Source organism: Streptomyces sp. NPDC041200, from assembly GCF_055591805.1.
Window position 1 is genome coordinate 248,698 of record NZ_JBVIZF010000001.1, and the last position, 25,737, is coordinate 274,434.

General features: G+C 71.4%; 23 protein-coding genes and 1 pseudogene. 14 read left to right on the forward strand and 10 right to left on the reverse strand.

Annotated features, from left to right (window positions below; all coding sequences use genetic code 11):
- Nucleotides 1–62: 62 nt before the first annotated feature.
- Nucleotides 63–1,472 (reverse strand): amidase, encoded by a 1,410-nt coding sequence (locus tag ACZ6CL_RS01235; protein ID WP_468929616.1) that lies wholly within the window; start codon nucleotides 1,470–1,472, stop codon nucleotides 63–65.
- A gap of 341 nt (nucleotides 1,473–1,813) precedes the next feature.
- On the opposite strand from ACZ6CL_RS01235, the gene ACZ6CL_RS01240 reads away from it, so the two are divergent.
- Both ACZ6CL_RS01240 and ACZ6CL_RS01245 read left to right on the forward strand, forming a co-directional pair.
- Nucleotides 1,814–2,788 carry an L-threonylcarbamoyladenylate synthase gene (locus ACZ6CL_RS01240; protein ID WP_468929618.1) on the forward strand — a complete coding sequence of 325 codons (975 nt, stop codon included), beginning with the start codon at nucleotides 1,814–1,816 and terminating at the stop codon, nucleotides 2,786–2,788.
- A gap of 68 nt (nucleotides 2,789–2,856) precedes the next feature.
- Nucleotides 2,857–3,102, forward strand: a complete 246-nt coding sequence (locus ACZ6CL_RS01245) for a hypothetical protein (RefSeq protein ID WP_468929621.1) — start codon at nucleotides 2,857–2,859, stop codon at nucleotides 3,100–3,102.
- An 80-nt stretch (nucleotides 3,103–3,182) separates the two neighbouring features.
- On the opposite strand, the gene ACZ6CL_RS01250 is transcribed toward ACZ6CL_RS01245, so the two are convergent.
- Nucleotides 3,183–3,806, reverse strand: coding sequence for a TetR/AcrR family transcriptional regulator (locus ACZ6CL_RS01250; RefSeq protein WP_468929623.1), 624 nt, complete (start codon nucleotides 3,804–3,806; stop codon nucleotides 3,183–3,185).
- Between the two features lie 205 nt (nucleotides 3,807–4,011).
- Between ACZ6CL_RS01250 and ACZ6CL_RS01255 the strand changes: the two genes are divergently transcribed.
- Nucleotides 4,012–4,827, forward strand: a complete 816-nt coding sequence (locus tag ACZ6CL_RS01255) for an oxidoreductase (protein WP_468929626.1) — start codon at nucleotides 4,012–4,014, stop codon at nucleotides 4,825–4,827.
- Nucleotides 4,828–4,935: 108 nt separating this feature from the next.
- Nucleotides 4,936–5,778, forward strand: a complete 843-nt coding sequence (locus ACZ6CL_RS01260; protein WP_468929628.1) for an alpha/beta fold hydrolase — start codon at nucleotides 4,936–4,938, stop codon at nucleotides 5,776–5,778.
- Between the two features lie 345 nt (nucleotides 5,779–6,123).
- Here ACZ6CL_RS01260 and ACZ6CL_RS01265 read toward each other — a convergent pair.
- Nucleotides 6,124–6,426: pseudogene (locus ACZ6CL_RS01265) on the reverse strand (HD domain-containing protein); the annotation flags it as partial.
- On the opposite strand from ACZ6CL_RS01265, the gene ACZ6CL_RS01270 reads away from it, so the two are divergent.
- Together ACZ6CL_RS01270 and ACZ6CL_RS01275 are read left to right on the forward strand one after the other, a co-directional pair.
- A complete protein-coding gene (locus tag ACZ6CL_RS01270; protein ID WP_468929630.1) occupies nucleotides 6,386–6,649 on the forward strand; it encodes a helix-turn-helix domain-containing protein in 264 nt (87 codons plus the stop codon). The pseudogene ACZ6CL_RS01265 and the gene ACZ6CL_RS01270 sit on opposite strands and share 41 nt — an antisense overlap.
- A gap of 176 nt (nucleotides 6,650–6,825) precedes the next feature.
- Nucleotides 6,826–8,859: a thioredoxin domain-containing protein gene (locus ACZ6CL_RS01275; protein ID WP_468929633.1), complete on the forward strand. Its 2,034-nt coding sequence runs from the start codon at nucleotides 6,826–6,828 to the stop codon at nucleotides 8,857–8,859.
- Between the two features lie 125 nt (nucleotides 8,860–8,984).
- On the opposite strand, the gene ACZ6CL_RS01280 is transcribed toward ACZ6CL_RS01275, so the two are convergent.
- Together ACZ6CL_RS01280 and trhA are read right to left on the reverse strand one after the other, a co-directional pair.
- On the reverse strand, nucleotides 8,985–9,608 hold the full coding sequence (locus ACZ6CL_RS01280; protein WP_468929634.1) for a TetR/AcrR family transcriptional regulator: 624 nt from the start codon (nucleotides 9,606–9,608) through the stop codon (nucleotides 8,985–8,987).
- A gap of 26 nt (nucleotides 9,609–9,634) precedes the next feature.
- Entirely contained in the window at nucleotides 9,635–10,342 is a 708-nt protein-coding gene (gene trhA / locus ACZ6CL_RS01285; RefSeq protein WP_468929637.1) for a PAQR family membrane homeostasis protein TrhA, read from the reverse strand.
- Nucleotides 10,343–10,586: 244 nt separating this feature from the next.
- Between trhA and ACZ6CL_RS01290 the strand changes: the two genes are divergently transcribed.
- Nucleotides 10,587–12,416 (forward strand): phosphoenolpyruvate carboxykinase (GTP), encoded by a 1,830-nt coding sequence (locus tag ACZ6CL_RS01290; RefSeq protein WP_468929639.1) that lies wholly within the window; start codon nucleotides 10,587–10,589, stop codon nucleotides 12,414–12,416.
- A gap of 197 nt (nucleotides 12,417–12,613) precedes the next feature.
- Nucleotides 12,614–13,804 (forward strand): L-talarate/galactarate dehydratase, encoded by a 1,191-nt coding sequence (locus ACZ6CL_RS01295; protein WP_468929641.1) that lies wholly within the window; start codon nucleotides 12,614–12,616, stop codon nucleotides 13,802–13,804.
- Nucleotides 13,805–13,819: 15 nt separating this feature from the next.
- On the opposite strand, the gene ACZ6CL_RS01300 is transcribed toward ACZ6CL_RS01295, so the two are convergent.
- From ACZ6CL_RS01300 to ACZ6CL_RS01310, 3 genes are all read right to left on the reverse strand, one after another.
- Nucleotides 13,820–14,329, reverse strand: coding sequence for an O-acetyl-ADP-ribose deacetylase (locus ACZ6CL_RS01300; RefSeq protein WP_468929644.1), 510 nt, complete (start codon nucleotides 14,327–14,329; stop codon nucleotides 13,820–13,822).
- A gap of 42 nt (nucleotides 14,330–14,371) precedes the next feature.
- A complete protein-coding gene (locus ACZ6CL_RS01305) occupies nucleotides 14,372–14,782 on the reverse strand; it encodes an SCO4983 family protein (protein ID WP_468929647.1) in 411 nt (136 codons plus the stop codon).
- Nucleotides 14,783–14,866: 84 nt separating this feature from the next.
- Nucleotides 14,867–16,078 carry a pyridoxal phosphate-dependent aminotransferase gene (locus tag ACZ6CL_RS01310; protein ID WP_468929650.1) on the reverse strand — a complete coding sequence of 404 codons (1,212 nt, stop codon included), beginning with the start codon at nucleotides 16,076–16,078 and terminating at the stop codon, nucleotides 14,867–14,869.
- Between the two features lie 329 nt (nucleotides 16,079–16,407).
- Between ACZ6CL_RS01310 and ACZ6CL_RS01315 the strand changes: the two genes are divergently transcribed.
- From ACZ6CL_RS01315 to ACZ6CL_RS01340, 6 genes are all read left to right on the forward strand, one after another.
- Nucleotides 16,408–18,024, forward strand: a complete 1,617-nt coding sequence (locus ACZ6CL_RS01315; protein ID WP_468929652.1) for an ABC transporter substrate-binding protein — start codon at nucleotides 16,408–16,410, stop codon at nucleotides 18,022–18,024.
- 5 nt (nucleotides 18,025–18,029) lie between these two features.
- A complete protein-coding gene (locus tag ACZ6CL_RS01320; RefSeq protein ID WP_468931215.1) occupies nucleotides 18,030–18,989 on the forward strand; it encodes an ABC transporter permease in 960 nt (319 codons plus the stop codon).
- Entirely contained in the window at nucleotides 18,986–19,900 is a 915-nt protein-coding gene (locus ACZ6CL_RS01325) for an ABC transporter permease (protein WP_468929655.1), read from the forward strand. Before ACZ6CL_RS01320 ends, ACZ6CL_RS01325 begins: the two co-directional genes overlap by 4 nt.
- Nucleotides 19,900–21,606, forward strand: coding sequence for a dipeptide ABC transporter ATP-binding protein (locus ACZ6CL_RS01330; RefSeq protein ID WP_468929658.1), 1,707 nt, complete (start codon nucleotides 19,900–19,902; stop codon nucleotides 21,604–21,606). The genes ACZ6CL_RS01325 and ACZ6CL_RS01330 overlap by 1 nt, the downstream gene beginning before the upstream one ends.
- A gap of 331 nt (nucleotides 21,607–21,937) precedes the next feature.
- Nucleotides 21,938–23,944: a CocE/NonD family hydrolase gene (locus tag ACZ6CL_RS01335; protein WP_468929661.1), complete on the forward strand. Its 2,007-nt coding sequence runs from the start codon at nucleotides 21,938–21,940 to the stop codon at nucleotides 23,942–23,944.
- Entirely contained in the window at nucleotides 23,941–24,591 is a 651-nt protein-coding gene (locus ACZ6CL_RS01340) for a TetR/AcrR family transcriptional regulator (protein WP_468929662.1), read from the forward strand. The genes ACZ6CL_RS01335 and ACZ6CL_RS01340 overlap by 4 nt, the downstream gene beginning before the upstream one ends.
- Before the next feature lie 91 nt (nucleotides 24,592–24,682).
- Here ACZ6CL_RS01340 and ACZ6CL_RS01345 read toward each other — a convergent pair whose 3' ends face one another.
- Nucleotides 24,683–25,198 carry a hypothetical protein gene (locus ACZ6CL_RS01345; protein WP_468929664.1) on the reverse strand — a complete coding sequence of 172 codons (516 nt, stop codon included), beginning with the start codon at nucleotides 25,196–25,198 and terminating at the stop codon, nucleotides 24,683–24,685.
- Nucleotides 25,185–25,643, reverse strand: a complete 459-nt coding sequence (locus tag ACZ6CL_RS01350; protein WP_468929667.1) for a SigE family RNA polymerase sigma factor — start codon at nucleotides 25,641–25,643, stop codon at nucleotides 25,185–25,187. The genes ACZ6CL_RS01345 and ACZ6CL_RS01350 overlap by 14 nt, the downstream gene beginning before the upstream one ends.
- Between the last annotated feature and the right edge of the window lie 94 nt (nucleotides 25,644–25,737).

The following is a 25,737-nucleotide window of genomic DNA, read 5'->3' on the forward strand; positions in this document are numbered from 1 at the left end:
GGGGTGTCCATTCCTCCAGTGTCCGGTACCGCGGCAGCGGTCGCACTGACCAGCACGTCGGACTACCGCGTGCCGGGGTGGCGGTCGCGCACCGGGCTGACCGTCTCCAGGGCGGTGCCCAGCCGCAGGAGGGTGGCTTCGTCGTACCAGCGGGAGACGAGCTGAACGCCGATCGGCAGGCCTTCGGTGCTCGCCCCGAACGGCAGCGACAGCGCGGGCAGGCCGGTGAGGTTGAACGGAACGGTCGCCCGCATGATGCCGCGCGCCGGGACGGCCGCGTCCGCGATCTGGAGGGCTGGCCGGGCGTGTGGTGGCGCGGGGACGGGGCACACCGGGCACAGCAGCGCGTCGTAGCGTTCGAAGTACCCGGCGAACAGTGTGCTGAGCGCGTCGGCCCCTTGCTGTGCGGCGATGTAGTCGGCTGTTGTCACCTCCGGTGCCGTGAGCGTTCGCAGGATGAGGGGGTGCAGTTCCGACTCGCGGCCGGCGGCCACCTTCCGGAAGTACGGCACCACCTCGGCTGTGTAGAGCACGGCGCTCAGCGCGGTCGCGTCGATTGCCTCCAGCCCGGGCGGCGGGGCGGGTTCGACCGCACAGCCCAGCTCCCGCAGCGCCTCGGCGGCGGACCTGACGGTGGCTGTCACCTCGTGGTCCACCGGGCCGAATGCCGGGTCGCTCGCCCAGCCGATCCGCAGCCCGGCCAGTTCGCGGGACCCGGCCGCGTGGGGTGGTGAGTGGCGCACGTACCCGTCGACGCCGTCGGGCCCTGCGAGCAGCCGGAAGGCGGTCGCGATGTCCCGCACGCTGCGGGCCATCGGGCCGACGTGCCAGTAGCGGCGGGGGACCTCGGGCCAGTGCCCGGTGATCGGGATCCGCCCCCGCGTCGCCTTCAGGGCGACGATGCCGGTGTCGTGGGCCGGACCGCGCACCGAGATGGCCACGTCGCTGCCCAGGCCCAGTGGTGACATCCCGGCGGCGATCGCGGCCGACTCACCGCCGCTGGAGCCGCCCGGAGTGCGCTCGCCGTCCCAGGGATTACGGGATCTGCCGACGAGCAGGTTGTCGGTCTCGGTCCAGTAGGAGAACTCCGGCAGGTTCGTCTTGGCCAGCGGAATCGCACCAGCCGCCCGAAGACGGGCCACCGCGGTCGCGTCCGCCGCGGGGACGTGGTCCCGGAACAGTGCCGACCCGCGGGTGGTCACCGCTCCCGCCACGTCCAGCGCGTCCTTGACGGTGAACGGCACGCCGGTGAACGGACCCACCGCTTCGCCCGCCGCCACGGCCGCGTCCACCGCGTGGGCCGCGGCGAGCCCCTGCTCGGCGAGGACCGTGATCACGGCGTTGACCTCGGGGTTGACCGTCTCGATGCGCTCCAGGTGCGTCCGTACCACCTCCACCGCGGACACCTGCCGTTCGCGTATCAGCCCCGCCAGCGCGGTCGCGTCCCGGTGGTGGATCTCTTCCTCGGCCATGCGGCACCTCCCTCCGGTACCCCATCACATGGGCAGTCGCGCGAAGAAGGGTTCCTCGATGGCGTAGAGCCAGCGGCCGTCGGTCTGGCGGCGGGCGACGTTGATGGTGTTCCCTGGCAAGTCGTTGTGTTCGATCGCTGAAGCCCCGGACTCCCGCATGGGAATGACAGCCAACCGTGGTCGGCCTTGAGATTGATCACGGTGGCGGGTCGCCCTCAACTCTGGCCGCAGCGTTCTGCCGAGCTTCTCTCACGAGGTGCCGAGAGCCGTGGTCTGGTCGTTATGCGCCGACCAGACCGCGGAACGTGGGAGAGCGGAACGGTGAGAGGATTTCGAGGGTGATGGCAAGAACCAGTGACATCGAGAAGGCGGCCGGTGTGCTGGGCGCCGGCGGCCTGGTGGCCCTCCCGACCGAAACCGTCTACGGACTGGGCGCCAACGCCGAAGACCCCGCTGCCGTCTCGCGCATCTTCCAGGTCAAGGGACGCCCACCCTCCCATCCGCTGATCGTCCACATCGGCGGCGCGCAGCACCTGGACGACTGGGTCCAGGACGTTCCCGCGACGGCGCACCTGCTGGCCGAGCACTTCTGGCCGGGGCCGCTCACGCTGGTCCTGCGGCGTGGTCGGCGGGTGCCCCTGGAAGCCACGGGTGGCCTGGAGACCGTGGCCGTGCGTGTGCCCGACCACCCCGTTGCCCTCGCGCTGCTGTCGGCCTTCGGCGGCGGTGTCACAGCTCCGTCCGCCAATCGCTTCGGCTCGGTGAGCCCCACCACGGCCGGTCACGTGCGGGCGGAGCTCGGCGATGCCGTCGACTTCGTCCTGGACGGCGGTCCCTGCGGGGTCGGCGTCGAGTCGACCATCGTCGACGTCATGGGTGAGACCCCGGCCATCCTCCGGCCCGGTGGAGTGACCCGCGAGGACCTCGAAGCGGTGCTGGGGTATCCGATCGACTTCCCGTCCACGAGCCATGTCCGGGTGCCGGGTCAGCACCCGTCGCACTACGCGCCGTCTGCTCGGGTCGTCCTGGTCGAGCCGGAGAAGGTCGTCGACGAGGCGCGGCTCGCGCAGGAGCAGGGGCACCAGGTTGGCGTCCTTCTTCCCCCGTCCCTCGCCGACACCCCGGTGAAGGCGCACGCCGTGGCGAATGTCCCAGCGTCCCTGGCCGACTACGCGCGCGAGCTGTACGGGTTCCTGCGCGAACTCGACCAGCGGGGGTGCGACCTCATCGTCGCCTCCATGCCGGTGGAGGAGGGGCTGGGACTGGCGATCGCCAACCGGCTGCGCCGCGCCGCGGGGCCCCGTCCCACCGCGTGACCGCACCGACATTGGACCTCTCGCGTCACCGGACGCGGTTGATCTGCTCCTCTGTGCACAATGCCCTCGTGGAGCTGCTGCTCATTCCTTGCCCCACCAACCTCATTCCGGATGCCACCGGCACCGACGCCTTCCACGACGTGTACCGGACGGCCATGGCGCAGCTGGCTGTGTTCGTCGCCATCGAATCCGAAAGACGGCAGCGGTGGACCGTGAAGGCGGACACGCTCACTGCCGACTCCGGCCACGCTGCTTTCGAGGACTGGCTGGCCCGGCTGGACACTCTCGCCGACAGAGGCCACGGCGGCGCGTAAACCTACGGGCCGTGCCTCCGCGGCGTCGAAGTGGGCCGACCGCATCAGATGCCTGTGCAACGAGGCCGGCCGTGCCCTTCTCAGCGGTGGCGCGGGCGAGGCAGCAAGGCGAACGCGCTCTCCGCAATCGAGGCCAGGCGGGCGGGACTGTGGCCGGACGCGCCTACGACATCGATCCCGCGGACGATGGTCAGCAGAAGGTACGCGAGGTCGTCAGGATCCGCGTCAGGGTCGATGTCGCCGCTGCGCTGCGCCGCGCGCACACACTCGGCCACCGACGTCGCGACCGCGGAGAAGCAGTCGTTGGCCAGGCGTTCCACCTCGGGGTCGGAGGCGCCGATCTCCAGGGCCATCTTGGCGGCGAAGCAGGCCGCCGCCGCCCGGTCAGGGGCGGGGGGTACGTCGGCGGCGAGTGGCACCCCGTCGACGGCGCGGAGCAAGAACCCGCGCAGTCGTTCCAGGGCGCCCTCGTCCGGTCCGGCGAGCGCCTTCGGCGCAAACTGCCCCAGCCGGGCGAAGTACCCGGCCATCGCCTGCATCAGCACGCCGTGCTTGCCGTCGAACGCGGCGTAGAGGCTGCCGCGGCCCAGGCCGGTGGCGGCGCTGATGTCGTCGACGCTCGTGCCGTTGTAGCCCGAGGTGCGGAACTGCCGCTCGGCGGCATGCAGGACGTGGTCGCGGTCGAAGCTTCGTGGTCTCGCCATACACAGAAGGTAAAGCCGACCCACCCTTCTTGACAACTCAGTACAGAACTGCCTAGGTTTCTGACTGTTTAGTACACAACCATCCTGAGCTCACCGGACAGGCTTGGTCCGGGCTTGCAGGACCGGTGCGGACCGTGTCGGCCTCAGCGCGGGGCGACCCCGCACAGCGCACGACGAAGTCATGCCCACAACCGAAGGAACCAACATGCGGACAGCTCCCCCAGTGGCCCTCGTGACGGGCGCCTCCTCCGGGATCGGGCGGGCGGCGGCGCTCGCCCTCGTGGGCGCCGGCTTCGCGGTGGTCGGCACGAGCCGCAATGCGGCGAACGCCGAGCCGCTCGCCGGGGTGACGTTCCTCGATCTCGACGTGGCCAGCGACGAGTCGGTCCGCTCCCTGGTCGAGGAGGTGATCGAGCGGTTCGGCCGGATCGATGTCCTGGTCAACAACGCAGGCGTGGGCGCGGTCGGCGCCGGCGAGGAGAGCTCGATCAACCAGGCCAAGGAGGTCTTCGACATCAACGTCTTCGGCCTGATTCGGATGACGAACGCAGTGCTGCCCCACATGCGCGCCCAGGGCAGTGGCCGCGTGGTCAACGTCTCCTCGGTACTCGGTCTGATCCCAGCCCCCTTCATGGCCATCTACGCCGCCACCAAGCATGCGATCGAGGGCTACTCCGAGTCCGTCGACCACGAGCTTCGCGAGCACGGCGTCCGGATGCTGCTGATCGAGCCGGCCTACACAAGCACGAGTTTCGAGGCGAGCAGCCTGGCACCCGACTCGCCCCTGCCGATCTACGCCGCACAGCGGGAGGTCTCCCGAGACGTGCTGGCCACGGCCTTGCGCAATGCCGACGACCCGGACGTTGTCGCGAAGGTGATCGTCGCGGCCTCCACCGATTCCAAGCCCAAGCTCCGGTACACCGCCGGCTCGATGGCCGGACGCGTCAGCGTCCTGCGCCGGATCGTGCCCTCGCGCGCCTTCGACAGACAAATCCGCAAGCTCAACCGACTGGCCGGCTGACCCCGCAGTACACCCGGCGCCTGAGGAGACGCACATGTCCAAAACCAGAGACACCGAAGCCAGCATCAGCCTCTCTCGTCCGACCGCTCTTGGAAAAGGCTGACACACATGGAGTTCGAACACGTCACCTTCGACCTGCCACACGGCACCTTTCACGCGCTGCAGGGTGGTGATCCTGATGGTCAACCGACGCTCGTCTTGCACGGCTTCCCGGACCATCCGCCGACCGCGAAGCCCTTCCTTGCCGAGCTCGGCCGCCGCGGACGTCACGTCGTCGCACCCTGGCTTCGCGGTTACGCGCCGTCCCCGACCGCGGGGCCGTTCGACTTCGCAGCCCTCACCAGCGACGTGCTCGCGCTGATCGACCGCTGGTCTCCGGGGCGAGCCGTGGAGTTGGTTGGCCACGACTGGGGCGCCCTGATCACATACGATGCCTGCGTCACCGCGCCGGAGCGGATCGAACGCGCGGTCACGCTCGCAGTCCCCCACCCACTCACGTTCCTGAGCCGGCCGCGCCCCGCTCAGCTACGCCGGAGCTGGTACATGGGGCTCTTTCAACTGCCGGGAAGCGGCTGGATGGTCACCGCCCGCGATCTCGCCCTCATCGACCACCTTTGGCGTCAGTGGTCGCCCAGCCTCTCGCTCGATCCAGCTCTCCGGGCGGAGCTACACGAGCACCTGCGGGCGAGCATGCCCGCGCCTCTAAAGTACTACCGGGCGATGCTGCGACCCGGCATGCTTGGGGCGACGCGCCGCCTGTCTCAGCCGATCGCGGTGCCCCTGCTGCAGCTTCACGGTGCCGACGACGGCTGCATCCTCCCCCCGCAGGTCGACGACCGACATCGGTTCGCCGCCCCGCACGCGCTGGAGGTCGTCCCCGACGTCGGTCACTTCCTGCACATCGAGGCCCCCGAGGCGATCGCGGAACGGATCGCGGCATGGGCCGAGTAGCGGATCACTCGACCCTCGCGGCGAGACCACCGGGATGAGCTGCTCGGGCGTCTCGGCGGCCGTCGGCGCGCCTGGCCGCCGGTGCGCGGGGCGGTCGCCCCATCCCGAGTGGGCTGCCATGTCGTACCAGGTGGGTGCCTGGCCGGGCGGCATACCGAGCGCGGCCATGTGGCCGGGGAAGGTGATCGGTGACGCCTTCTCCGGTGTCGCGGAGATCTGGGCCGCGATGTCGTCGACGATCGCGTATCCGAGGTCGTGGCGCGGCCACCTGGCGAGAGCGTCGGCGATCAGTTCCTCGGGCAGGTCCTCGCGGGCCAGACCGGCGACATCGGTGGCGATGCCCAGCTGGGCGACACCGGCTTCGGGACCGAACCTGGCGGCGAGGCCGTCGGAGGTGTGCAGGGCGATCCCCGTCCACACCGCGTCGGCGCGTTCCCGCTCGACCCCGGCGTCGAGCAGGAACGCGCGCGCCATGTCCGCACCATCCACCTCGAAGCGCTGACGGCCGTTGCCCGCCTCGCTGAGGCCCAGGTCGTGCAGCAGGCAGATCAGGAAGACCAGTTCTTCGTCGTAGTCCCGCCCCGGCTCCAGCCCTTGAGCCGCGGCGGTGGGCCGGACGAAGAGGAAGCTGCGGGCGGCGGCGCGCACCTTCGCTCGACGCTTCGTCGAAGAGGTCGGCGTATCTCCAGCACAATGGCTGCTGACCGCTCGAGTCGACCTCGCCAAACAGCTCCTCGAATCCGGGGACCACGGCATCGACGAGGTCGCCCGGCGCGTCGGCCTTGGCACCGCCGCCAATCTCCGCGCCCGCTTCCACAAGGCCACGGGCACCAGCCCGTCCGCCTACCGGCAGACCTTCTCCCGCCGCTGAGGCACGCGCGCCGGATCGGGGTCGCTCCCGGGAGTGCTGCTCACCGGACTGCCTCTCGGTGGTGGCGGGCGATGTGGGACAGGCGGGTGAGGACGAGGTGGCGCTCACCCACCCGGCCCGACGTCGGACCCTTGTGGCGCTGGGCTGGACGCTCCGGCTCGTGCGACGATTCGGGTATGAACCGCCTGGTCAACTCGCAGTCGCCGTACCTCCTTCAGCACGCCTCCAACCCGGTGGATTGGTGGCCCTGGAGCGACGAGGCGTTCGAGGAGGCGAAGCGGCGGAACGTACCCGTCCTGCTGTCGGTCGGTTACGCCGCGTGTCACTGGTGCCACGTCATGGCGCACGAGTCCTTCGAGGACGCTGAGACGGCCGAGTATCTGAACGCCCACTTCGTCTCCGTCAAGGTCGACCGCGAGGAGCGGCCCGACGTCGACGCCGTGTACATGGAGGCGGTGCAGGCCGCGACCGGGCAGGGTGGGTGGCCGATGACGGTGTTCCTGACGCCGGATGCCGAGCCCTTCTACTTCGGTACCTACTTCCCGCCCCGGCCCCGGCCCGGTGTGCCGTCCTTCCGGCAGGTGCTGGAGGGGGTCCGCGCCGCGTGGGCCGACCGGCGGGACGAGGTGCGGGACGTGGCCGGGAAGATCGTGCGGGATCTGGCCGAGCGCACCGGTATCGCGCTGGGCTCCGGCTCGCCGCAGCCGCCGGGTGAGGAGGATCTGGCCGCCGCGCTGATGGGGCTGACCCGGGAATTCGACGCCGTGCGGGGCGGGTTCGGCGGAGCGCCGAAGTTCCCGCCGTCCATGGCGCTGGAGTTCCTGCTGCGGCACCATGCCCGGACCGGCTCCGAGGGTGCGTTGCAGATGGTGCAGGCCACCTGTGAGGCGATGGCCCGCGGCGGCATCTACGACCAGCTCGGTGGCGGGTTCGCGCGCTACTCCGTCGATGCGGAATGGATCATTCCGCACTTCGAGAAGATGCTGTACGACAACGCGCTGCTGTGCCGCGTCTACGCCCACCTCTGGCGGGCCACCGGTTCGGACCTCGCGCGCCGTGTCGCCCTGGAGACCGCCGACTTCCTGGTCCGCGAGCTGCGCACCGAGCAGGGCGGATTCGCCTCCGCGCTGGACGCCGACAGCGATGACGGCACCGGGCGGCACGTCGAGGGCGCGTACTACGTGTGGACGGCCGGACAGCTGCGGGAGGTGCTGGGCGAGGCGGACGCCGAGCAGGCCGCCGCGTACTTCGGGGTGACCGAGGAGGGCACCTTCGAGGCGGGCGCGTCCGTCCTCCAGCTGCCCGACGGCGCGGGCCCGGCCGACGCCGCCCGGCTCGCCTCCGTACGGGAGCGGCTGCTGGCCGCGCGGGAGCGGCGGGAGCGGCCCGGCCGCGACGACAAGATCGTGGCCGCCTGGAACGGGCTGGCCATCGCCGCCCTCGCCGAGACCGGCGCCTACTTCGACCGCCCCGACCTGGTCGAGGCCGCGACCGAGGCCGCCGACCTGCTCGTACGCCTCCACATGGACAACGGCGGGCGGCTCGCCCGCACCTCGCTGGGCGGCGTCGTGGGAGGCCACGCGGGCGTGCTGGAGGACTACGCCGATGTGGCCGAGGGCTTCCTCGCCCTGGCCGCGGTCTCCGGCGAGGGCGTGTGGGTCGAGTTCGCGGGGCTGCTGCTGGACACCGTGCTGCACCACTTCGCCGCCGAGGACGGCACCCTGTTCGACACCGCCGACGACGCCGAGACGCTCATCCGGCGGCCCCAGGACCCGACCGACAACGCCGCCCCCTCGGGGTGGACGGCGGCCGCCGGGGCGCTGCTGTCCTACGCCGCCATCGCGGGGAGCAGCCGCCATCGGGAGGCGGCCGAGCGGGCGCTGGTCGTGGTGCGGGCGCTGGGGGCGCGGGTGCCGCGGTTCATCGGCTGGGGCCTCGCGGTGGCCGAGGCGCGGCTGGACGGGCCGCGCGAGGTGGCCGTCGTCGGACCGGACGGCGACCCCGCGACCCGCGCCCTGCACCGGGCCGCGCTGCTGGGCACGGCGCCGGGAGCGGTGATCGCGGTGGGCGCGCCCGGCTCCGACCAGGTGCCGCTGCTGGAGGGGCGCGTGCTGCTGGAGGGCCGCCCGGCGGCGTACGTCTGCCGCCACTTCACCTGTGACGCCCCGACGGCCGACGTCGACGCGCTGACGGCCCGGCTCGGCGGCTGACAGCGGCAGCCCGGCCAGGGCGCGGTCGCCGGGTACGGCTCGCCGTCCTGGGCGACCTGCCAGCCGAGGACGGCAGCGGCCCGGCCAGGGCGGGGTGCAGGGGCGACGCGGGGTGGTCGCGGCCGCTACAGCGGGAGGCCTTGGGCCAGCATGGCCAGGGCGCGGTCGATGCTGTCCTCCATGGCCTTCACCCCGTGGTGGTCGATGCCGTGGAAGACCGCTTCCTGGAGGGCGCCCAGGACCGCTCCGACGAGCACCCGCACCTCGAAGTCCTCCGGGGACCGGCCGCTGCGCTCGGCCAGGACCTCGCCCAGCCGGAGGCCGGTCTTGGCCATGCCCTCGCCCATGCGGGCGCGCAGCGCCGGGACCTGGCGGACCAGGGTGAGGCGGGTCAGCATCTCCGCGCGCTCGTCATCGGTGAGCTGCCGCGCCATGTCGATCAGGACGCGCCGCAGGGAGGAGACCGGCGGCTCGTCCAGCGGTCGGTCCCGGAGCGCGGCGGCGATGGCCTCGTCGTACTCGTCCGTGAGGACGATGTCCTCCTTGGTGGGGAAGTACCGGAAGACGGTGCTGGGGGAGACGTCGGCGGCCTCCGCGATCCGGTCCACCGGGGTCGCCTCGTAGCCCTGTTCCGCGAACAGCCGGTAGGCGGCCCGCCGGATCGCCTGCCGGGTCTGGATCTTCTTGCGTTCGCGCAGCCCGGGCCGGGGCCCGGGGGGAGTGGTGTGTGCGGAGGCCATGCCGATCATTGTCGAGCACCGGCGGGCGGCCGGAGTCAGGAATGCTGATAGGCGACCAGGGAGATCCCCACGTAGTGCACGACGAAGGCGGCGAGCGTGAGGGAGTGGAACACCTCGTGGAAGCCGAACCAGCGGGGTGACGGGTTGGGGCGCTTGGTCCCGTAGATCACCGCGCCCGCGCTGTAGAGCAGGCCGCCGACGACGATCAGCGTCATGACGGCGATGCCGCCGGTGCGCAGGAAGTCCGGCAGGAAGAACACCGCCGCCCAGCCCAGGGCGATGTAGCACGGGGTGTAGAGCCAGCGCGGGGCGCCGACCCAGAACACCCGGAAGGCGATACCGGCGAGCGCTCCGGCCCACACCAGCCAGAGCAGCAGCTGCTGTTTGCCGTGCGGGAGGAGCAGCATCGTGAAGGGCGTGTAGGTGCCCGCGATGATCAGGAAGATATTGGCGTGATCCAGGCGGCGCAGCACCGCCGTGGCGCGCGGGCCCCAATTGCCCCGGTGGTACAGGGCGCTCGTGCCGAAGAGCGCGCAGGCGGTGAGGGTGAAGATGCCGCACGCGACGCGCCCGCGAGGGCTGTCGGCGAGCGCGGTGAGCACCACTCCGGCGATGAGCGCGGCGGGGAACATGCCGGCGTGCAGCCAGCCGCGCAGCATGGGTTTGGCGGGGAGCGGGGCTGCCTCGAGCCCTGGGGATGGGTCAACGGCGGCATCGGGCGCGGCTGCAGTCATGACGCTCATGCTACCCAGCCACCGTGAGTTACCGGCCGTGTCGAGTGGTGATGGTCACGAAGGTGCCCACTGGACAGATCGCCCGTACCGTCGGATGATCAAATGAGCGCGGTCGGCACCGGATGAGCTGAGCATCCGGGTCGCAGCCCCCAAGGGGTAGCTGTCTCCATATGCGGATGTGCGTGCACATATCCGCCCAAAACCCTCAAACCAAGACGCCGGAGCAGTGCGGTTCCGGCGGGATGGAGCGATCGTGGCGCCCAGCAATGTGGCTTCTACCCTCACCACGGCCCCGACCAGCCACCAGGAACTGATCTCCTGGGTCGGCGAGATCGCCGCCCTCACCCAGCCCGATGAAGTGGTCTGGTGTGACGGTTCGGAGTCGGAGTACGACCGTCTGTGTGCGCAGCTCGTCGAGAAGGGCACGTTCAAACGGCTCGACCCGATCAAGCGCCCCAACTCGTACTACGCGGCCTCCGATCCCAGCGATGTGGCGCGCGTCGAGGACCGCACCTTCATCTGCTCCGAGAAGGAGGCGGACGCGGGCCCGACGAACCACTGGAAGGACCCCGCTGAGATGCGCAGCGTCTTCGCGGGTGAACAGGGCGTATTCCGGGGCTCGATGCGCGGCCGCACCATGTACGTCGTCCCGTTCTGCATGGGCCCGCTCGGCTCGCCGCTGTCCGCGATCGGCGTCGAGATCACCGACTCCGCGTACGTCGCCGTCGCCATGCGCACCATGACCCGCATGGGACAGGACGTCCTCGACGTCCTGGGCGACCAGGGCTTCTTCGTGAAGGCCGTCCACACCCTGGGCGCCCCGCTGGAGCCGGGCCAGGACGACGTTCCGTGGCCGTGCAACAGCACCAAGTACATCTCCCACTTCCCCGAGTCGCGCGAGATCTGGTCGTACGGCTCCGGCTACGGCGGCAACGCGCTGCTGGGCAAGAAGTGCTACGCCCTGCGCATCGCCTCCGTCATGGCGCGTGACGAGGGCTGGCTCGCCGAGCACATGCTGATCCTCAAGCTCACCCCGCCGCGCGGGGAGGCCAAGTACGTGGCCGCGGCGTTCCCGAGCGCGTGCGGCAAGACGAACCTCGCGATGCTGGAGCCGACCATTCCCGGCTGGACGGTCGAGACGATCGGTGACGACATCGCCTGGATGCGGTTCGGCGAGGACGGCCAGCTGTACGCGATCAACCCCGAGGCGGGCTTCTTCGGCGTCGCGCCCGGCACCGGTGAGCACACCAACGCCAACGCGATGAAGACCCTGTGGGGCAACTCCGTCTTCACCAACGTCGCGCTCACCGACGACGGCGACGTGTGGTGGGAGGGCATGACCGAGGAGCCGCCCGCCCACCTCACCGACTGGAAGGGCAACGACTGGACCCCGGCGAGCGAGACGCCCGCGGCCCACCCCAACGCCCGCTTCACCGTGCCCGCCGGACAGTGCCCGATCATCGCGCCCGAGTGGGAGGACCCCAAGGGCGTGCCGATCTCGGCGATCCTCTTCGGCGGCCGCCGCGCAAGCGCGGTTCCGCTGGTCACCGAGTCCTTCGACTGGCAGCACGGCGTCTTCCTCGGCGCGAACGTGGCGAGCGAGAAGACCGCGGCCGCCGAGGGCAAGGTCGGTGAGCTGCGCCGCGACCCGTTCGCGATGCTGCCCTTCTGCGGCTACAACATGGGCGACTACATGGGCCACTGGGTCGACGTCGCCAAGGGCAAGGACCAGTCGAAGCTCCCGAAGATCTACTACGTCAACTGGTTCCGCAAGAACGACGACGGCAAGTTCGTCTGGCCCGGCTTCGGCGAGAACAGCCGCGTCCTGAAGTGGATCGTGGACCGCCTCGACGGCCGTGCCGAGGGCGTCGAGACCCCCATCGGCATCCTGCCGACCAAGGAGTCCCTCGACACCGACGGCCTGGAACTGGGAGACGCGGAACTGGACTTCCTCCTCACGGTCGACAAGGAGGTGTGGCGCGAGGAGGCCGCCCTGGTCCCCGAGCACCTCAACACCTTCGGTGACCACACGCCGAAGGAGCTGTGGGACGAGTACCGGGCGCTGGTGCAGCGCCTGGGCTGAGCCGCCACGTCATCAGGCTGGACGTCATCAGGCCGGGGCCCGCACCGCACGGTGCGGGCCCCGGCCTGTGTCTACCTGTGCTCATTTGTGCCCGGACATGATCGAGGGGAGTCCCTACAGGTCAATGCCTGTCGGTTTTCGGGGCGGTGGCGGATGGTAGGCCTTCGGCATCAGCACGATGCCGAGGAGAGCACCGCATGAGTGTCGCGCCCAGTGAGTCCGTCGCTTTCAAACCCTTCGCCTCCGCGCCCGGCGAGGCAAGCACCGACCGGGTCTCGGCGATCCGGCTCTCCCTGGTGTACCTGCCGCTGAACGCGCCCATCAGCGACGCCAAGGTGCTGACCGGGCGGCAGAAGCCACTCACCGAAGTGGCCTTCCTCTTCGCGGAGATCAGCACCGAGGGCGGCCATCAGGGGCTGGGCTTCAGCTACTCCAAGCGGGCCGGTGGGCCCGCGCTGTACGCCCACGCCCAGGAGATCGCGCCCGAGCTGATCGGCGAGGACCCCAGCGACACCGGCCGCCTGTGGAACAAGCTGGTGTGGGCGGGCGCGTCCATGGGCCGCAGTGGAGCCGCCGTGCAGGCGGTCGCCGCGTTCGACATCGCGCTGTGGGACCTCAAGGCCCGGCGGGCCCGGCTGCCGCTGGCCAAGCTGCTGGGCGCGCACCGCGACGCGGTCAGCGTCTACAACACCTCCGGCGGCTTCCTCTCCACGCCCATCGAGCAGGTGCTGGAGAACATCGACCTGGCCCGCTCCCGGGGCGTCGCCGGGATCAAGCTCAAGGTCGGCTCGCCGGACTGGCGGGTGGACCTCGCCCGGGTGGAGACCGTACGGGAGCATCTGGGCGACGGCGTCCCGCTGATGGTGGACGCCAACCAGCAGTGGGACCGGATCACCGCGACCCGGGTCGGCCGGGTGCTGGAGAAGTTCGACCTGACGTGGATCGAGGAGCCGCTCGACGCGTACGACGCCGAGGGCCACGCGGCCCTCGCCGCCACCCTGGACACCCCCATAGCCACCGGCGAGATGCTGACCAGCGCGCAGGAGCACGCCGCGCTGATCGAGGCGGGCTCCTCGGACTTCGTGCAGCCCGACGCGCCACGGGTCGGCGGCATCACCCCGTTCCTCCAGATCATGACGCTCGCCGACTACAAGGGCCGGAGCCTCGCCCCGCACTTCGCGATGGAGATCCACGTCCATCTCTCGGCGGCCTACCCGCGCACCGCGTGGGTCGAGCACTTCGAGTGGCTGGAGCCGCTGTTCAACGAGCGGCTGGAGCTGCGCGACGGCCGCATGGTCATCCCCGACCGCGCCGGTCTCGGCCTCTCGCTCAGCGATCAGGCGGCGGCCTGGACGAAGGAAGCGGCCCGCTTCGGCGAAGGCGCCTGATCCCGGAAGACGCGGCTAGCCGGTCTGCGCCGTGAAGGCCCGGTACGCGGGCTCGTCGAAGAGGACGAAGCGCACCTCTTCGACGCCCGTGTCCGCCGCGCGGACCGTCCGCACCGCGATCCGGGCGGCGTCGTCCATCGGCCAGCGGTAGGCGCCGGTGGAAATCGATGGGAACGCGACCGTCCGCGCGCCCAGTTCATCGGCGACGCGCAGGGACTCGCGGTAGCAGGACGCCAGGAGGCCGGAGCGGTCCTCGGTGGCGGACCACACGGGCCCCACGGTGTGGATGACCCAGCGGGCGGGGAGCCGCCCCGCCACCGTGGCCACGGCCTGGCCGGTGGGCAGCCCCTTGCCGTAGCGGGAGGCGCGCAGATCGCGGCAGGCGTCGAGGATCTCGGGCCCGCCCCGCCGGTGAATGGCCCCGTCGACCCCACCGCCGCCGAGTAGCGAGGAGTTCGCCGCGTTGACGATGGCGTCGGCGTGCTGCGCCGTGATGTCGCCCTGGACGAGGGTGATCGTGGTCATGGCTCCATCGTGGGCCATGGGCCCCGGGCTCGCCTCAGGGTTTCAGACCGTGACGCCCAGGGCCGCCGCATGCGCCTCCAGGCGCTCGGCGGTGAGCGTGGTGGCCGTCGCGTCGTCGCGCGAGGTGGCGATGACGAGGGCCCAGCCCGCCACGGTGTGGGCGCGCTGGTGGAGGGCGGCGACATGGGCCGGGTCGGCGTCGGCCGTGGTGGGGGCGGCGCGCAGCGGGGCGCGGCCGCCCCGGAGCCGTATGACCTGGCCGGCCAGGCGCTCCGCCGCCTCGTCGAGGGCCGGCTCCGGGGTGAGGACGCGCAGCTCGTCGGTCACGGTCAGCAGGGCGGTCAGATGTCCGGCGAGCCGAATGTCCAGCTCTTCCTCGCGGGAGCGGTGCGGGAAATCGGGCTCGGGCTCGGCCATGGTGTGGACCGACTTGGTGCGGATCGGCTCGTACATGGATGGCCTCCAAACGTTCAGGAGGCCATCCTAACTTAGACGCGGTCTAAAGTTGAGCCTTCTACAGAAGGTCGGTCAGGGTTCTCAGGGCTGGCTGTAGCCGTCGAGGAAGTGCCCGATCCGGGTCACCGCCTCGGCCAGGTCCTTCTTGGCCGGGAGCGTGACGATGCGGAAGTGGTCCGGCTCCGGCCAGTTGAAGCCCGTGCCGTGCACGATCATGATCTTCTCGGCGCGCAGCAGGTCGAGCACCATCTGCCGGTCGTCCTTGATCTTGTAGACCTTGGGGTCCAGCTTCGGGAACGCGTACAGCGCGCCCTTCGGCTTCACGCAGCTCACGCCCGGGATCTGGGTCAGCAGCTCGTACGCCGTGTCGCGCTGCTCCAGCAGCCGCCCGCCCGGGAGTACCAGGTCGTTGATCGTCTGACGGCCGCCGAGGGCGGCGGCCACCGCGTGCTGTGCGGGCATGTTGGCGCACAGCCGCATGTTGGCCAGGATCGTCAGCCCCTCCAGATAGCTGGCGGCGTGGGCCTTGGGGCCGCAGACCGCGAGCCAGCCGCTGCGGTAGCCCGCGACGCGGTAGGCCTTGGAGAGCCCGTTGAAGGTCAGCGTCAGCAGGTCCGGTGCGAGGGTGGCGGTCGGGGTGTGGGTGGCGCCGTCGTAGAGGATCTTGTCGTAGATCTCGTCGGAGCAGACGATCAGCTGGTGGCGGCGGGCGATGTCGGTGATGCCGCGCAGCACCTCTTCGCTGTAGACGGCGCCCGTCGGGTTGTTCGGGTTGATGATGACGATCGCCTTGGTGCGGTCGGTCACCTTGCGCTCGATGTCGGCGAGGTCCGGCAGCCAGTCCGCCTGCTCGTCGCAGCGGTAGTGGACGGCGGTGCCGCCCGCGAGCGAGACCGAGGCGGTCCACAGCGGATAGTCGGGGGAGGGCACGAGGACCTCGTCCCCGTCGTCCAGCAGTCCCTGCATCGACATCTGGATCAGCTCGGAGACGCCGTTGCCGAGGAAGACGTCCTCGACGTCGAGGTGGATGCCCTGGGTCTGGTAGTGCTGCATGACCGCGCGCCGGGCGGAGAGCAGTCCCTTGGCGTCGCCGTAGCCGTGTGCGTCGCCGAGGTTGCGCAGCATGTCCTCGAGGATCTCCGGCGGGCAGTCGAAACCGAAGGTGGCCGGGTTCCCGGTGTTGAGCTTGAGGATGCGGTGACCCGCTGCCTCCAGTCGCATCGCCTCCTCAAGGACCGGGCCACGGATTTCGTAGCAGACGTTGGCGAGCTTCGTGGACTGGATCACCTGCATGTCGGCCACCTTACGGCGGTGTATCCGGCCACGCTCGGTGTTTTTCACCACGTGGACAGCGTGTGGACGGTGTACGGGAGCGCTCCCGGGCCGTGCCGGGCGCCTCGCGCCCCCATCCGCGCGGGTCGATAACAAGTGTGTGACCCCCGTTAATTTTCGCGAACGAGGGGTTGGCCTGGGCGGAACCGCTGGCTATCGTTCACGCACCTCACCCAATCGTTCAGCTGAACGAATCTGAACGAATCGTGTCGGCGCAGTGAGCCGAAGGGGCGTGGCCGACGCGCCGCCCCGGAGGCGAACCGGGCCTCGAACCGAAGGTGCCCCCGTCCATGTCCGAGACCTCCCTCCGAACAGACCCCGGGGCGTCCGGGATACCGCGGCGGTCGGTGCTCGCCGCCGCGGCCGCAGGCGGCGGTGCCCTCGCCGGGTCCGCCCTGCTGACCGGCTGCTCGGGCGCCGCGTCCGCCTCCCCGGCCGAGGCCGTGCCGAGCCGCGGCCCGGCCGGACGGCCCGGCCGCGGGGGCACCCTGCGCATCGCCCGGCCGCCCGCCTCCGACGCCGAGACGCTGGACCCGGCGAGCGCGCTGTCCGCGTACGAATACCTCGGCGCCCTCTACAACCGGCTCGTCCGCGTCGACGAGGACGGCAAGACCGCCCCCGACCTCGCCGAGTCCTGGGAGCCCGACGCCAAGGCCAGCACCTGGACCTTCCGGCTGCGCCGAGGCGTCACCTTCCACGACGGCTCCGCGCTCACCTCCGCCGACGCCGCCTACACCCTGCGGCACATCCTCGACACCGCGACCGCCTCCCCGCAGGGCCCGGTGCTCGCCCCGCTCGTCGACCCGAAGCGGCTGCGCACCCCCGACCCGCACACCCTCGTGATCCCGCTGAAGAGCCCGCACGCCGAGTTCCCCAGCCTGCTCACCCACTACAACTGCTACGTCATCCCCGACGGCAGCGCCCGCTCCATCGGCCGCACCGGCATCGGCACCGGCCCCTTCAAACTGGCCTCCTTCACCTCCGCCGGACCCGGCCGGGTCGTCGCGTACGGGGACCACTGGGCCGGGCGCCCGGTGCTCGACGCCATCGACTTCTTCTCCGTCGCCGACATGCAGGCGCGGGCCAACGCCCTGCTCGCCGGGCAGGTCGATCTGCTCTCCCAGACGAACCTCGACTTCGCCACCGCCCGCGTCATCGCCGCCTCCAGCCGCGCCACCATCGCCCGCTCCAAGAACGCCCAGTGGTACGTGCTGCCGATGCTCACCACCGAGAAGCCGTTCACCGATGTGCGGGTCCGGCAGGCCATGAAGCTCGCGTACGACCCCGAGCACATCCGGAAGGTGGCCCTCCAGGGTGCGGGCACGCTCGGCTGGGACAACCCCGTACCGCCGAACGACCCCGCCCACATCGCCGCCCACCCCGCCCACGACCCCGGGCGGGCGCGCCAGCTGCTGAAGCGGGCCGGGCACGAACGGCTCGCGGTGGACCTCTACACGTCCTCCTACGACCCGATCTTCACGCCCATGGCCCTCGCCTACCAGGAGTCCGCCGCCCGCGCCGGGATCCGGGTCCGGGTCAAAACCGCGGCCGCCGACTCGTACTACACCCAGATCTGGATGAAGAAGCCGCTCATGGCCACCTACTGGTACACCGGGCGCCCCGTCGACCAGCTCCTCAACCAGGTCTTCCGCGGCGGATCCTCGTACAACGAGACGGCCTGGTCGGACAAGGAGTTCGACGCGCTCCTCGACCGCGCCCGCCGCGAGACCGACGGGGACCGCCGCCGCGAGCTGTACGGGCGGGCGCAGACCCTGATCGTCGAACGCGGCGGCGCGATCACCCCGATGTTCGCCGACCGGCTCACCGGCATCTCCCGGGACGTGCGCGGCTACACCGAGCACGGCTTCGAGTTCGACTACCTCGGCATCGGCCTGAAGGGGGCGTGAGAAGCGTGCTCACCTTCATCGCCCGCCGGGCCGCCGCCGCGCTCGGCACCCTGCTGCTCTCCTCCGTGATGGTCTTCCTGGCCGTCCAGGCACTGCCCGGCGATGTCGCCACCCAGGTGCTCGGCAAGGACGCCACCCCCGACGCGGTCGCCGCGCTGCGCAAGCAGATGGGGCTCGACCAGCCCGCCTGGGAGCGCTACATCGACTGGATCAAGGGCGCCCTGCACGGCGACTTCGGCACCTCGCTGGTCACCACCAAGCCGGTGGGCGGCGAGGTCGCCCAGTACCTCGGCAACTCCGCCCTCATCGCCGTCGTCACCGTCCTCTTCGCGGTCACCGGCTCGCTCGTCCTCGGCATCCTCGCCGGGCTCTACCGCGACCGCTGGCCCGACCATGTGATCTCCACGGTCAGCCTGGTCGGGATGTCCATCCCCGAGTTCGTCGTGGCCACCCTGCTGGTGCTCGCCTTCTCCGTCACCGTCCCCGTCCTGCCCGCCGTGGTGCTGTACGGGCCGGGGGCCTCCACGGGTGAACTGCTCCCGGCGGTCTGGCTGCCGGCCGCGTCGCTCGCCATCGTGATGGCCGCGTACATCGTGCGGATGGCCCGTACGTCCGTCATCGACGTCATGGCGAGCGAATACGTCACCACCGCCCGCCTCAAGGGCCTGTCCACCTGGCGCGTGGTCACCCGGCACGCGCTGCCCGGCGCGCTGCTGCCCACCCTCCATGTGATCGCGCTCAACGTGGCGTGGCTGGTGGGCGGCGTCGCCGTCGTCGAGAACGTCTTCAACTACCCCGGCATCGGCAAGCTGCTGCTCACCTCCGTGCAGAACCGCGATCTGCCGGTCATCCAGGCCATCGCCCTCATCAGCGCGGTCGTCTACGTCGTCTGCAACCTCGCCGCCGACCTCGGCTCCATGGCCCTCAACCCCAAGCTCCGCACCCGAGGAGGGAGGATCCGATGAGCGCGCTGAAGACGCCTGCCGCGGCCCCCGTTCCCACCCCGCCGCCCGCCCGGTCGGCGGCCCCCGGCGCCGCCGCCCGCATCTGGCGCACCGTACGCACCTCCCGCCCCGCAGCCATCGGGCTCGGGATCGTCGCCGTCCACCTCGTGATCGCGCTGCTCGCGCCGCTGCTCACCCCGTACCACCCCACCACCGGCGACGCCGCGCACGCGCTGCTCGGGCCCGGCGCCGACCACTGGGCGGGCACCGACCAGTACGGGCGCGATGTGCTGACCCGGGTGCTGTACGGCGGGCGGTACGCGCTCGGCGTCTCCGTCACCGCGACCCTCCTCACCATCGCGCTGGGCACCGTCCTCGGCTGCGCGGCCGCCCTGCGCGGCGGCTGGCTGGACGATCTGCTGATGCGGATCCTGGACGCGGTGCTGTCCATCCCCGCCATCCTCGTCCTGCTGGTCATCGTCACCGCGCTGGGCACCGGCTCCGGGGTCATCGTGCTGGCCATCGGCGTCATCTGCGTCCCCCAGGTGGTACGGGTCGTACGCGGCGCCGCGCTCGCCGTCGTCCCCCAGGACTACGTCACCGCGGCGCGCGCCCGGGGCGAGGGGACGTGGGCCATCCTGCGGCGCGAAGTGCTGCCCAACATCACCGATGTGGTGTGCGTCGAGTTCGCCATGCGGGCGTCGTGGGTCGTGCTGCTGATCTCGTCGCTGTCCTTCCTCGGCTTCGGTGCCGATCCGCCCACCCCGGACTGGGGGCTCATGGTGTCCGAGAACCGCACCGCCATCACCGTCGTGCCGATGGCCAGCCTCGCGCCGATCATCGCCCTGGCCACGCTTGTCGTCGGGCTCAACCTCGCCGCCGACGGGCTGTCCAAGGCGTGGGGCGTCGACCGCATCCGGGAGGGCTCCTGATGAGCGCCATCGTCTCTGTGGCGGGCCTCGGCGTCGCCTACCGGTCGGGCGGGCGGGAGATCCCCGTCGTCCACGATGTGGGTTTTGAGCTGCTTCCCGGCCGGACCCTCGCCCTCGTCGGCGAGTCCGGCAGTGGCAAGTCCACCGTCGCCGCCACGCTGCTGGGCCATCTGCGGCACGGTTCGCGGCTCACGGGTGGCACGGTGCGGGTCGACGGGCGGGACGTCTTCGCCCTTCCGGCGCGGGAGTTGCGGCGGCTGCGCGGCGGTACGGTCGCGATGATCGCCCAGAACGCGGGCCAGGCCCTCACCCCCTCCATGCGCGTCGGGCGGCAGATCGCCGAGGCGGGCGGCGACGTGCCCGTCACCGACCTGCTCGAACAGGTCCGGCTGCCGCGCCCCGCCGAACTCGCCCGCCGCTACCCGCACGAACTCTCCGGCGGACAGCAGCAGCGCGTCGCCATCGCGATGGCCATCGCCACCCGGCCCAAGGTGCTGGTGTTGGACGAGCCCACGACCGGGCTCGACGTCCTCACCCAGCGCTCCGTGCTGGACCTGGTCGGCTCGCTGCGCGACGAACTCGGCCTCGCGGCGGTTCTTGTCAGCCACGACCTGGGTGTCGTCGCGCGGATGGCCGACGAGGTGTGTGTGCTCCGGTCGGGCCGGGTCGTCGAAGCGGCCCCCACCCGGCGGCTGTTCGCCGCCCCCGCCGATCCGTACACCCGCCGTCTGCTGGCCAGCGTGCCCCGGCTGACGGATACCGGGCTGGCGCTGGTCGGGGAGGACGGCACGCGTGAGGTCCGTCCGAAGCGGCCGGTGGCCGAGGACGCTGTGCAGTCCGTCGACGTACGGGACGTGACGATCGACTACGGATCCTCCCGGGCCGTCGACGGTGTCTCCTTCCAGGTGCGGCGGGGCGAGGTGCTGGCCCTGGTCGGCGAGTCCGGCAGCGGCAAGTCCACCCTCGCGTGGGCGCTGGCCGGACTGCGGGGCCCCTCGGGCGGTGCCCTGACCCACGAGGCCGGGGATCTGGGCGCGTCCGCGCGGCGGCGTCCGCTCGCGCTCCGGCGCAAGATCCAGCTCGTCTTCCAGAACGCCGATACCTCGCTCAATCCCCGGCGTTCGGTGGGTGACGCGGTGCGGCGGCCCCTGCGCTTCTTCGGTGCCGTGTCCTCGCGTGATGAGGCGGCCTCGCGGGCCCGCCGCCTCATCACCGACGTCCGCCTCGACCCGGACTTCGCCGACCGGCTCCCCGCGCAGCTCTCCGGCGGGCAGCGGCAGCGGATCGGCATCGCGCGCGCGTTGGCCGGTGAGCCGGATGTGCTCATCGCGGATGAGATCACCACGGCGCTCGATGTGTCGGTGCAGGCGGATGTGCTGCGGCTGCTGGATGACTTGCGGCGGGAGCGGGAACTGGCCTGCCTGTTCATCAGCCACGACCTGGCGGTGGTGCGGGGCATCGCGGACCGGGTGGTGGTGCTGCGGCGGGGAGTGGTGGTGGAGGAGGGGCCGACGGATGCGGTCTTCGCTGACCCTGGCCATCCGTATACGCGGCAGTTGATGGCCGCCGCCCTTGAGCCCGACCCGGAGGCGGTGGGGGCGGCGCCCCCGACCGACGACTGGGCCGATGCGGCGGGGCCGGACGCCACCTGGGACGACCTGGGCGGCGGCCACCGGGTGCGCAGGTGGCGGCCGTCGGATGGCTAGCCCCCACCCCGCCCCTCCCCGAACCCGGGGCCGCGCCCCGGACCCCCGCCAGGGCTGCGCCCCTGGGGTGTCGCCGGGGCTGCGCCCCGGGCCCTGTGCGGGCCCTTGGGTTTCGTCGCCGGGTGCGGGGCGGTGGGTGGGTTGTGCCCACCCGTTCCTCCCCCAGCTACCGCTGGGAGGTGCCCCCTCCGCGGAACGATGGCCCACAACCTGGCCACTCAGCCCCTCCGGCGATTGAGGAGCGGGGCCGCAACCATCAATTGAGGAACCCCGACGGTGAGAACCCGGTCCGCGAGAGCGGCGCCGGTTTAGGCGCAATAAAGGGAGAAGCGTGAGGTACCGCGAGACGTTCGACCGTGAGGTGCGGGTCGAGGACGTTTGGATTCCGACCCGCGACGGAACCCGGCTGCACGCCCGGATCTGGCGGCCGACGGACGCGGAGGCCGCCCCCGTACCGGCCCTCCTGGAATACCTCCCGTACCGCAAGAGCGACTGGACCGCCCCGCGCGACGCGCAGCGTCACCCCTGGTACGCCGGGCACGGCTACGCCTCCGTACGGGTCGACCTGCGCGGCAGCGGCGACTCCGAGGGCGTGATGCGCGACGAGTACGACGAGACCGAGCTGGCGGACGGCGTGGACGTCGTCAACTGGCTGGCCGCGCAGCCCTGGTGCACCGGCAAGGTGGGCATGTTCGGGATCTCGTGGGGCGGGTTCAACGCGCTGCAGATCGCCGCCCTGCGCCCCGAGCCGCTGAAGGCGATCGTCACGGTGTGCTCGGCGGACGACCGTTACGACAACGACGTCCACTACATCGGCGGCGCCGTCCTCGGCATCGACATGCTCGCCTGGGCGGGCACGATGCTGGCGTTCACCGCCCGCCCCCCGCACCCCACCTCGGTCGGCGAGGACCGCTGGCTGCCGATGTGGCGGGAGCGGCTCGACGCGCTGGAGCCGTATCTCCACACCTGGCTCGCCCACCAGGAGCGGGACGCGTACTGGCGGCACGGCAGCGTGTGCGAGGACTACGCGGCGGTCGACGCCGCCGTGCTCGCGGTCGGCGGCTGGGCCGATCCGTACCGGGACACCGTGCTGCGGCTGGTGGAGCACCTGGACGCGCCCGTACGCGGGCTGATCGGCCCGTGGTCGCACCAGTACCCGGACCGGGGGCTGCCGCCGGGACCGGCGATCGGGTTCCTCCAGGAGACGCTGCGCTGGTGGGACCACTGGCTGAAGGGCGAGGAGACGGGGGCCATGGAGGAGCCGCTGCTCCGGGCCTGGATCAACGACCCGGTGCCGCCCGCCACCTCGTACGAGACCATGCCCGGCCGCTGGGTCGGCGACGACGCCTGGCCCGCCCCGTCCGTGACCTGGGACGAACGCCCGCTGGGCAGCGGCGAAGAGCCGGTGATCGTACGCTCCCCGCTGCACACCGGGCTCGACGCGGGCCGCTACTTCCCCTTCGGCAACGCCACCGATCTGCCGCCGGACCAGCGCGAGGAGGACGGCCGCTCGGTCTGCTTCGACTCGGCGCCGCTGACCGAACGGGTGGAGATCCTGGGCCGCCCCCGCGTCCGGCTGCGGCTCGACAGCGCGACCCGGCGGGCCCATGTCATCGCGCGCGTGTGCGACGTGGCGCCGGACGGCTCGTCCACGCTCGTCACTCGCGGAGTGCTCAACCTGATGTCCCGGCACGGCCGCGACAAGGCCGTGGAGTGGGAGCCGGGGCGTTACGAGGACGTCGAGTTCGAGCTGAACGGGACCGGGTACGCCTTCCCGCCCGGGCACCGTGTCCGGGTCGCGGTCTCCGACGCGTACTGGCCGTGGGTCTGGCCGCACGGCGAGCGCGGCCAGCTCACCGTACGGCCCGCCGAGAGCGCGCTGCTGCTGCCCGTACGGGACCCGGGCGCCGACGCCACGCGGGCGCCGATCACCTTCGAGGAGCCCGAACAGGCCACGCCGCTCGCCGTGACCGTGGACGCGCCCGCCGAGCCCCGCCCCGAACGCACCGTCACCCACGACGTGGCCACGGGGGAGTGGGTCTTGGACGTGGACCCCAACTACGGTGGCTCGCGTACGTACCCGGGCGGGCTGCGGTACGAGGAGAGCGCCCGCGAGACGTACCGCATCCGCTCCGGCGACCCGCTGTCGGCCGTGGCAAGCTCGCGGTGGACCATCCGGCTGCGGCGCGACGGCTGGGACGCGGAGATCCACACCTCGACCGAACTGCGCGCCACGGCGGAGGAATTCATCATGGACAGCAGCGTCGAAGCACGGGCGAACGGAGAGACAGTGGCCCACCGCGCATGGCAGCACACCATCCCGAGGACGTCCGCGTGACGCCCTCGTCCGATCGCCCGTCCGACCGCCGCCCGCCGCGCCGCGCCGTCGCCGCCTCCGCCCGCACCCGGCAGCCGACCGAGGTACGGCGCCGACTGATCGTGGAGGCTGCCGTTCCGCTGATCGCGGAGCGGGGCACCGCGGGGGTCGGGGTGCGCGAGGTCGCCGCTGCGGCGGGGGTCTCGGTCGGCACCGTCACGTACCACTTCGAGAGCGTGCAGGAAGTCCTCTCCGAGGCGATGGTCCTGCACATCGAGCGCTACTACGCCGCCCTCACCGAGGCCGCCGACCGCGCCACCAGCGGCGCGGAGGGCCTGCGGCTGCTCATCGACGCGCTCTTCACGGACGACACGGACCGGCACTGGCGGATGTGGTTCGACTACTGGAACGCGGGGGAGCGGGACGAGGCCTTCGCGCGGGGGCAGGCCGAGCGGTACGAGAGCTGGCACGGCGAGATCCGGTCGCTGGTGGAGCGGGGCTGCGCCGAGGGCGACTTCCGCTGCGAGGACCCGGCGGACTTCACCCTCCGCTTCTCCGCCCTCGCGGACGGCCTCGCCCTGCGGCGGCTGCGGCAGGTCCCGGCGCTGAGCGTCGAGGACGCGCGACGGCATCTGCGGCGCTTCGCGGAGGCGGAGCTGAGGGGCTGAGGGGCTGAGCGCGAGTTTTCGCGGGTCGCCCGGCCCCGCCCCGTCCCTCCCGGCACCGGTATCCGGAGGGGCGGGGATGGGCCGTCTCAGATCAGTCGGCGCAGAGGGTCAGGCTGATTCTGGCTCCCCTGGGCACGGCGGTCGGGCTGTGGGGGGGGGGGGGGGAGACCTCGACGACCGTGCCCGGCTTGCCGTTCTTGCCGCAGTCCACCTCGCCGACCTCGCCGAGCGTGAGCTGGGCCTTCAACAGCAACTGCTTGGCGAACTCCAGGCTGAGGCCCCCGAAGGCGAGCTTGTACTTGCTGTCCTCCAGCGCGACGTAGGCCGCTTCGGGGTCGGCGGTCGCGGTGCTGACGGCGGCGGGCTTCGCGGCCTCCGAGCCGCTGTTGATGGTGGCCAGGGCCGTGCCGCCGCCGGCCACGACGATTGCGGCGGCGATGCCCGCGATGGCCGTGACCCGCTTGCGGCGGGCACCCCGCGCGATGCGGGCCGGGTCGAAGTCGGGAGCGTCGGTGGCGCTGACGAACTCGTTCATGGCGTTCACCAATTCCTCTTCGAAGGGCGTGTAGCCCGTGCAGCCGGGAAGCCCTGGGTCATGCGAAGTCATCGGGTTCCTTCCGTGGGCTGCTGTGATGAAGGGCGGAATGCGTGGGGAACTGGCTTCTGAGTTTTCCGATTCCACGGGCCAGCTGGGACCGCACGGTGCCGGGTGAGATCCTCAGGTCGGCCGCGATCTCGGCATCGGACAGGTCGCGGGAATACCGCAACACCACGACTGTGCGCATGCGCATCGGCAGGGATTGAAGGGCGCGGACCAGTTGGTCCCTGCTGTCGATGCGCCCGTACTCGTCCCCGGGGGCCGCCCGGACGCCGCCGTCCTGGTACGGAACCATGCGGCGGAACCTCCGCCACCGGTCGTTGGCCAGGTTCACCATGATGCGTCGGACGTAGGCGTCCGGAGCGTCCTTGGCGGCGATCGTGCGCCACTTGCGGCAGGCCCGCTCCAGGGTTTCCTGGACCAGGTCCTCCGCCGTCTCGCGATTCCCCGTCAAAACGAGGGCGCCGCGGAATAATGCGGCCGACCGCGTGGCGACGAACCATGGAAATCGATTTCGGCAGAACCGGCCTCGGCGAGGCCGGTTCTCA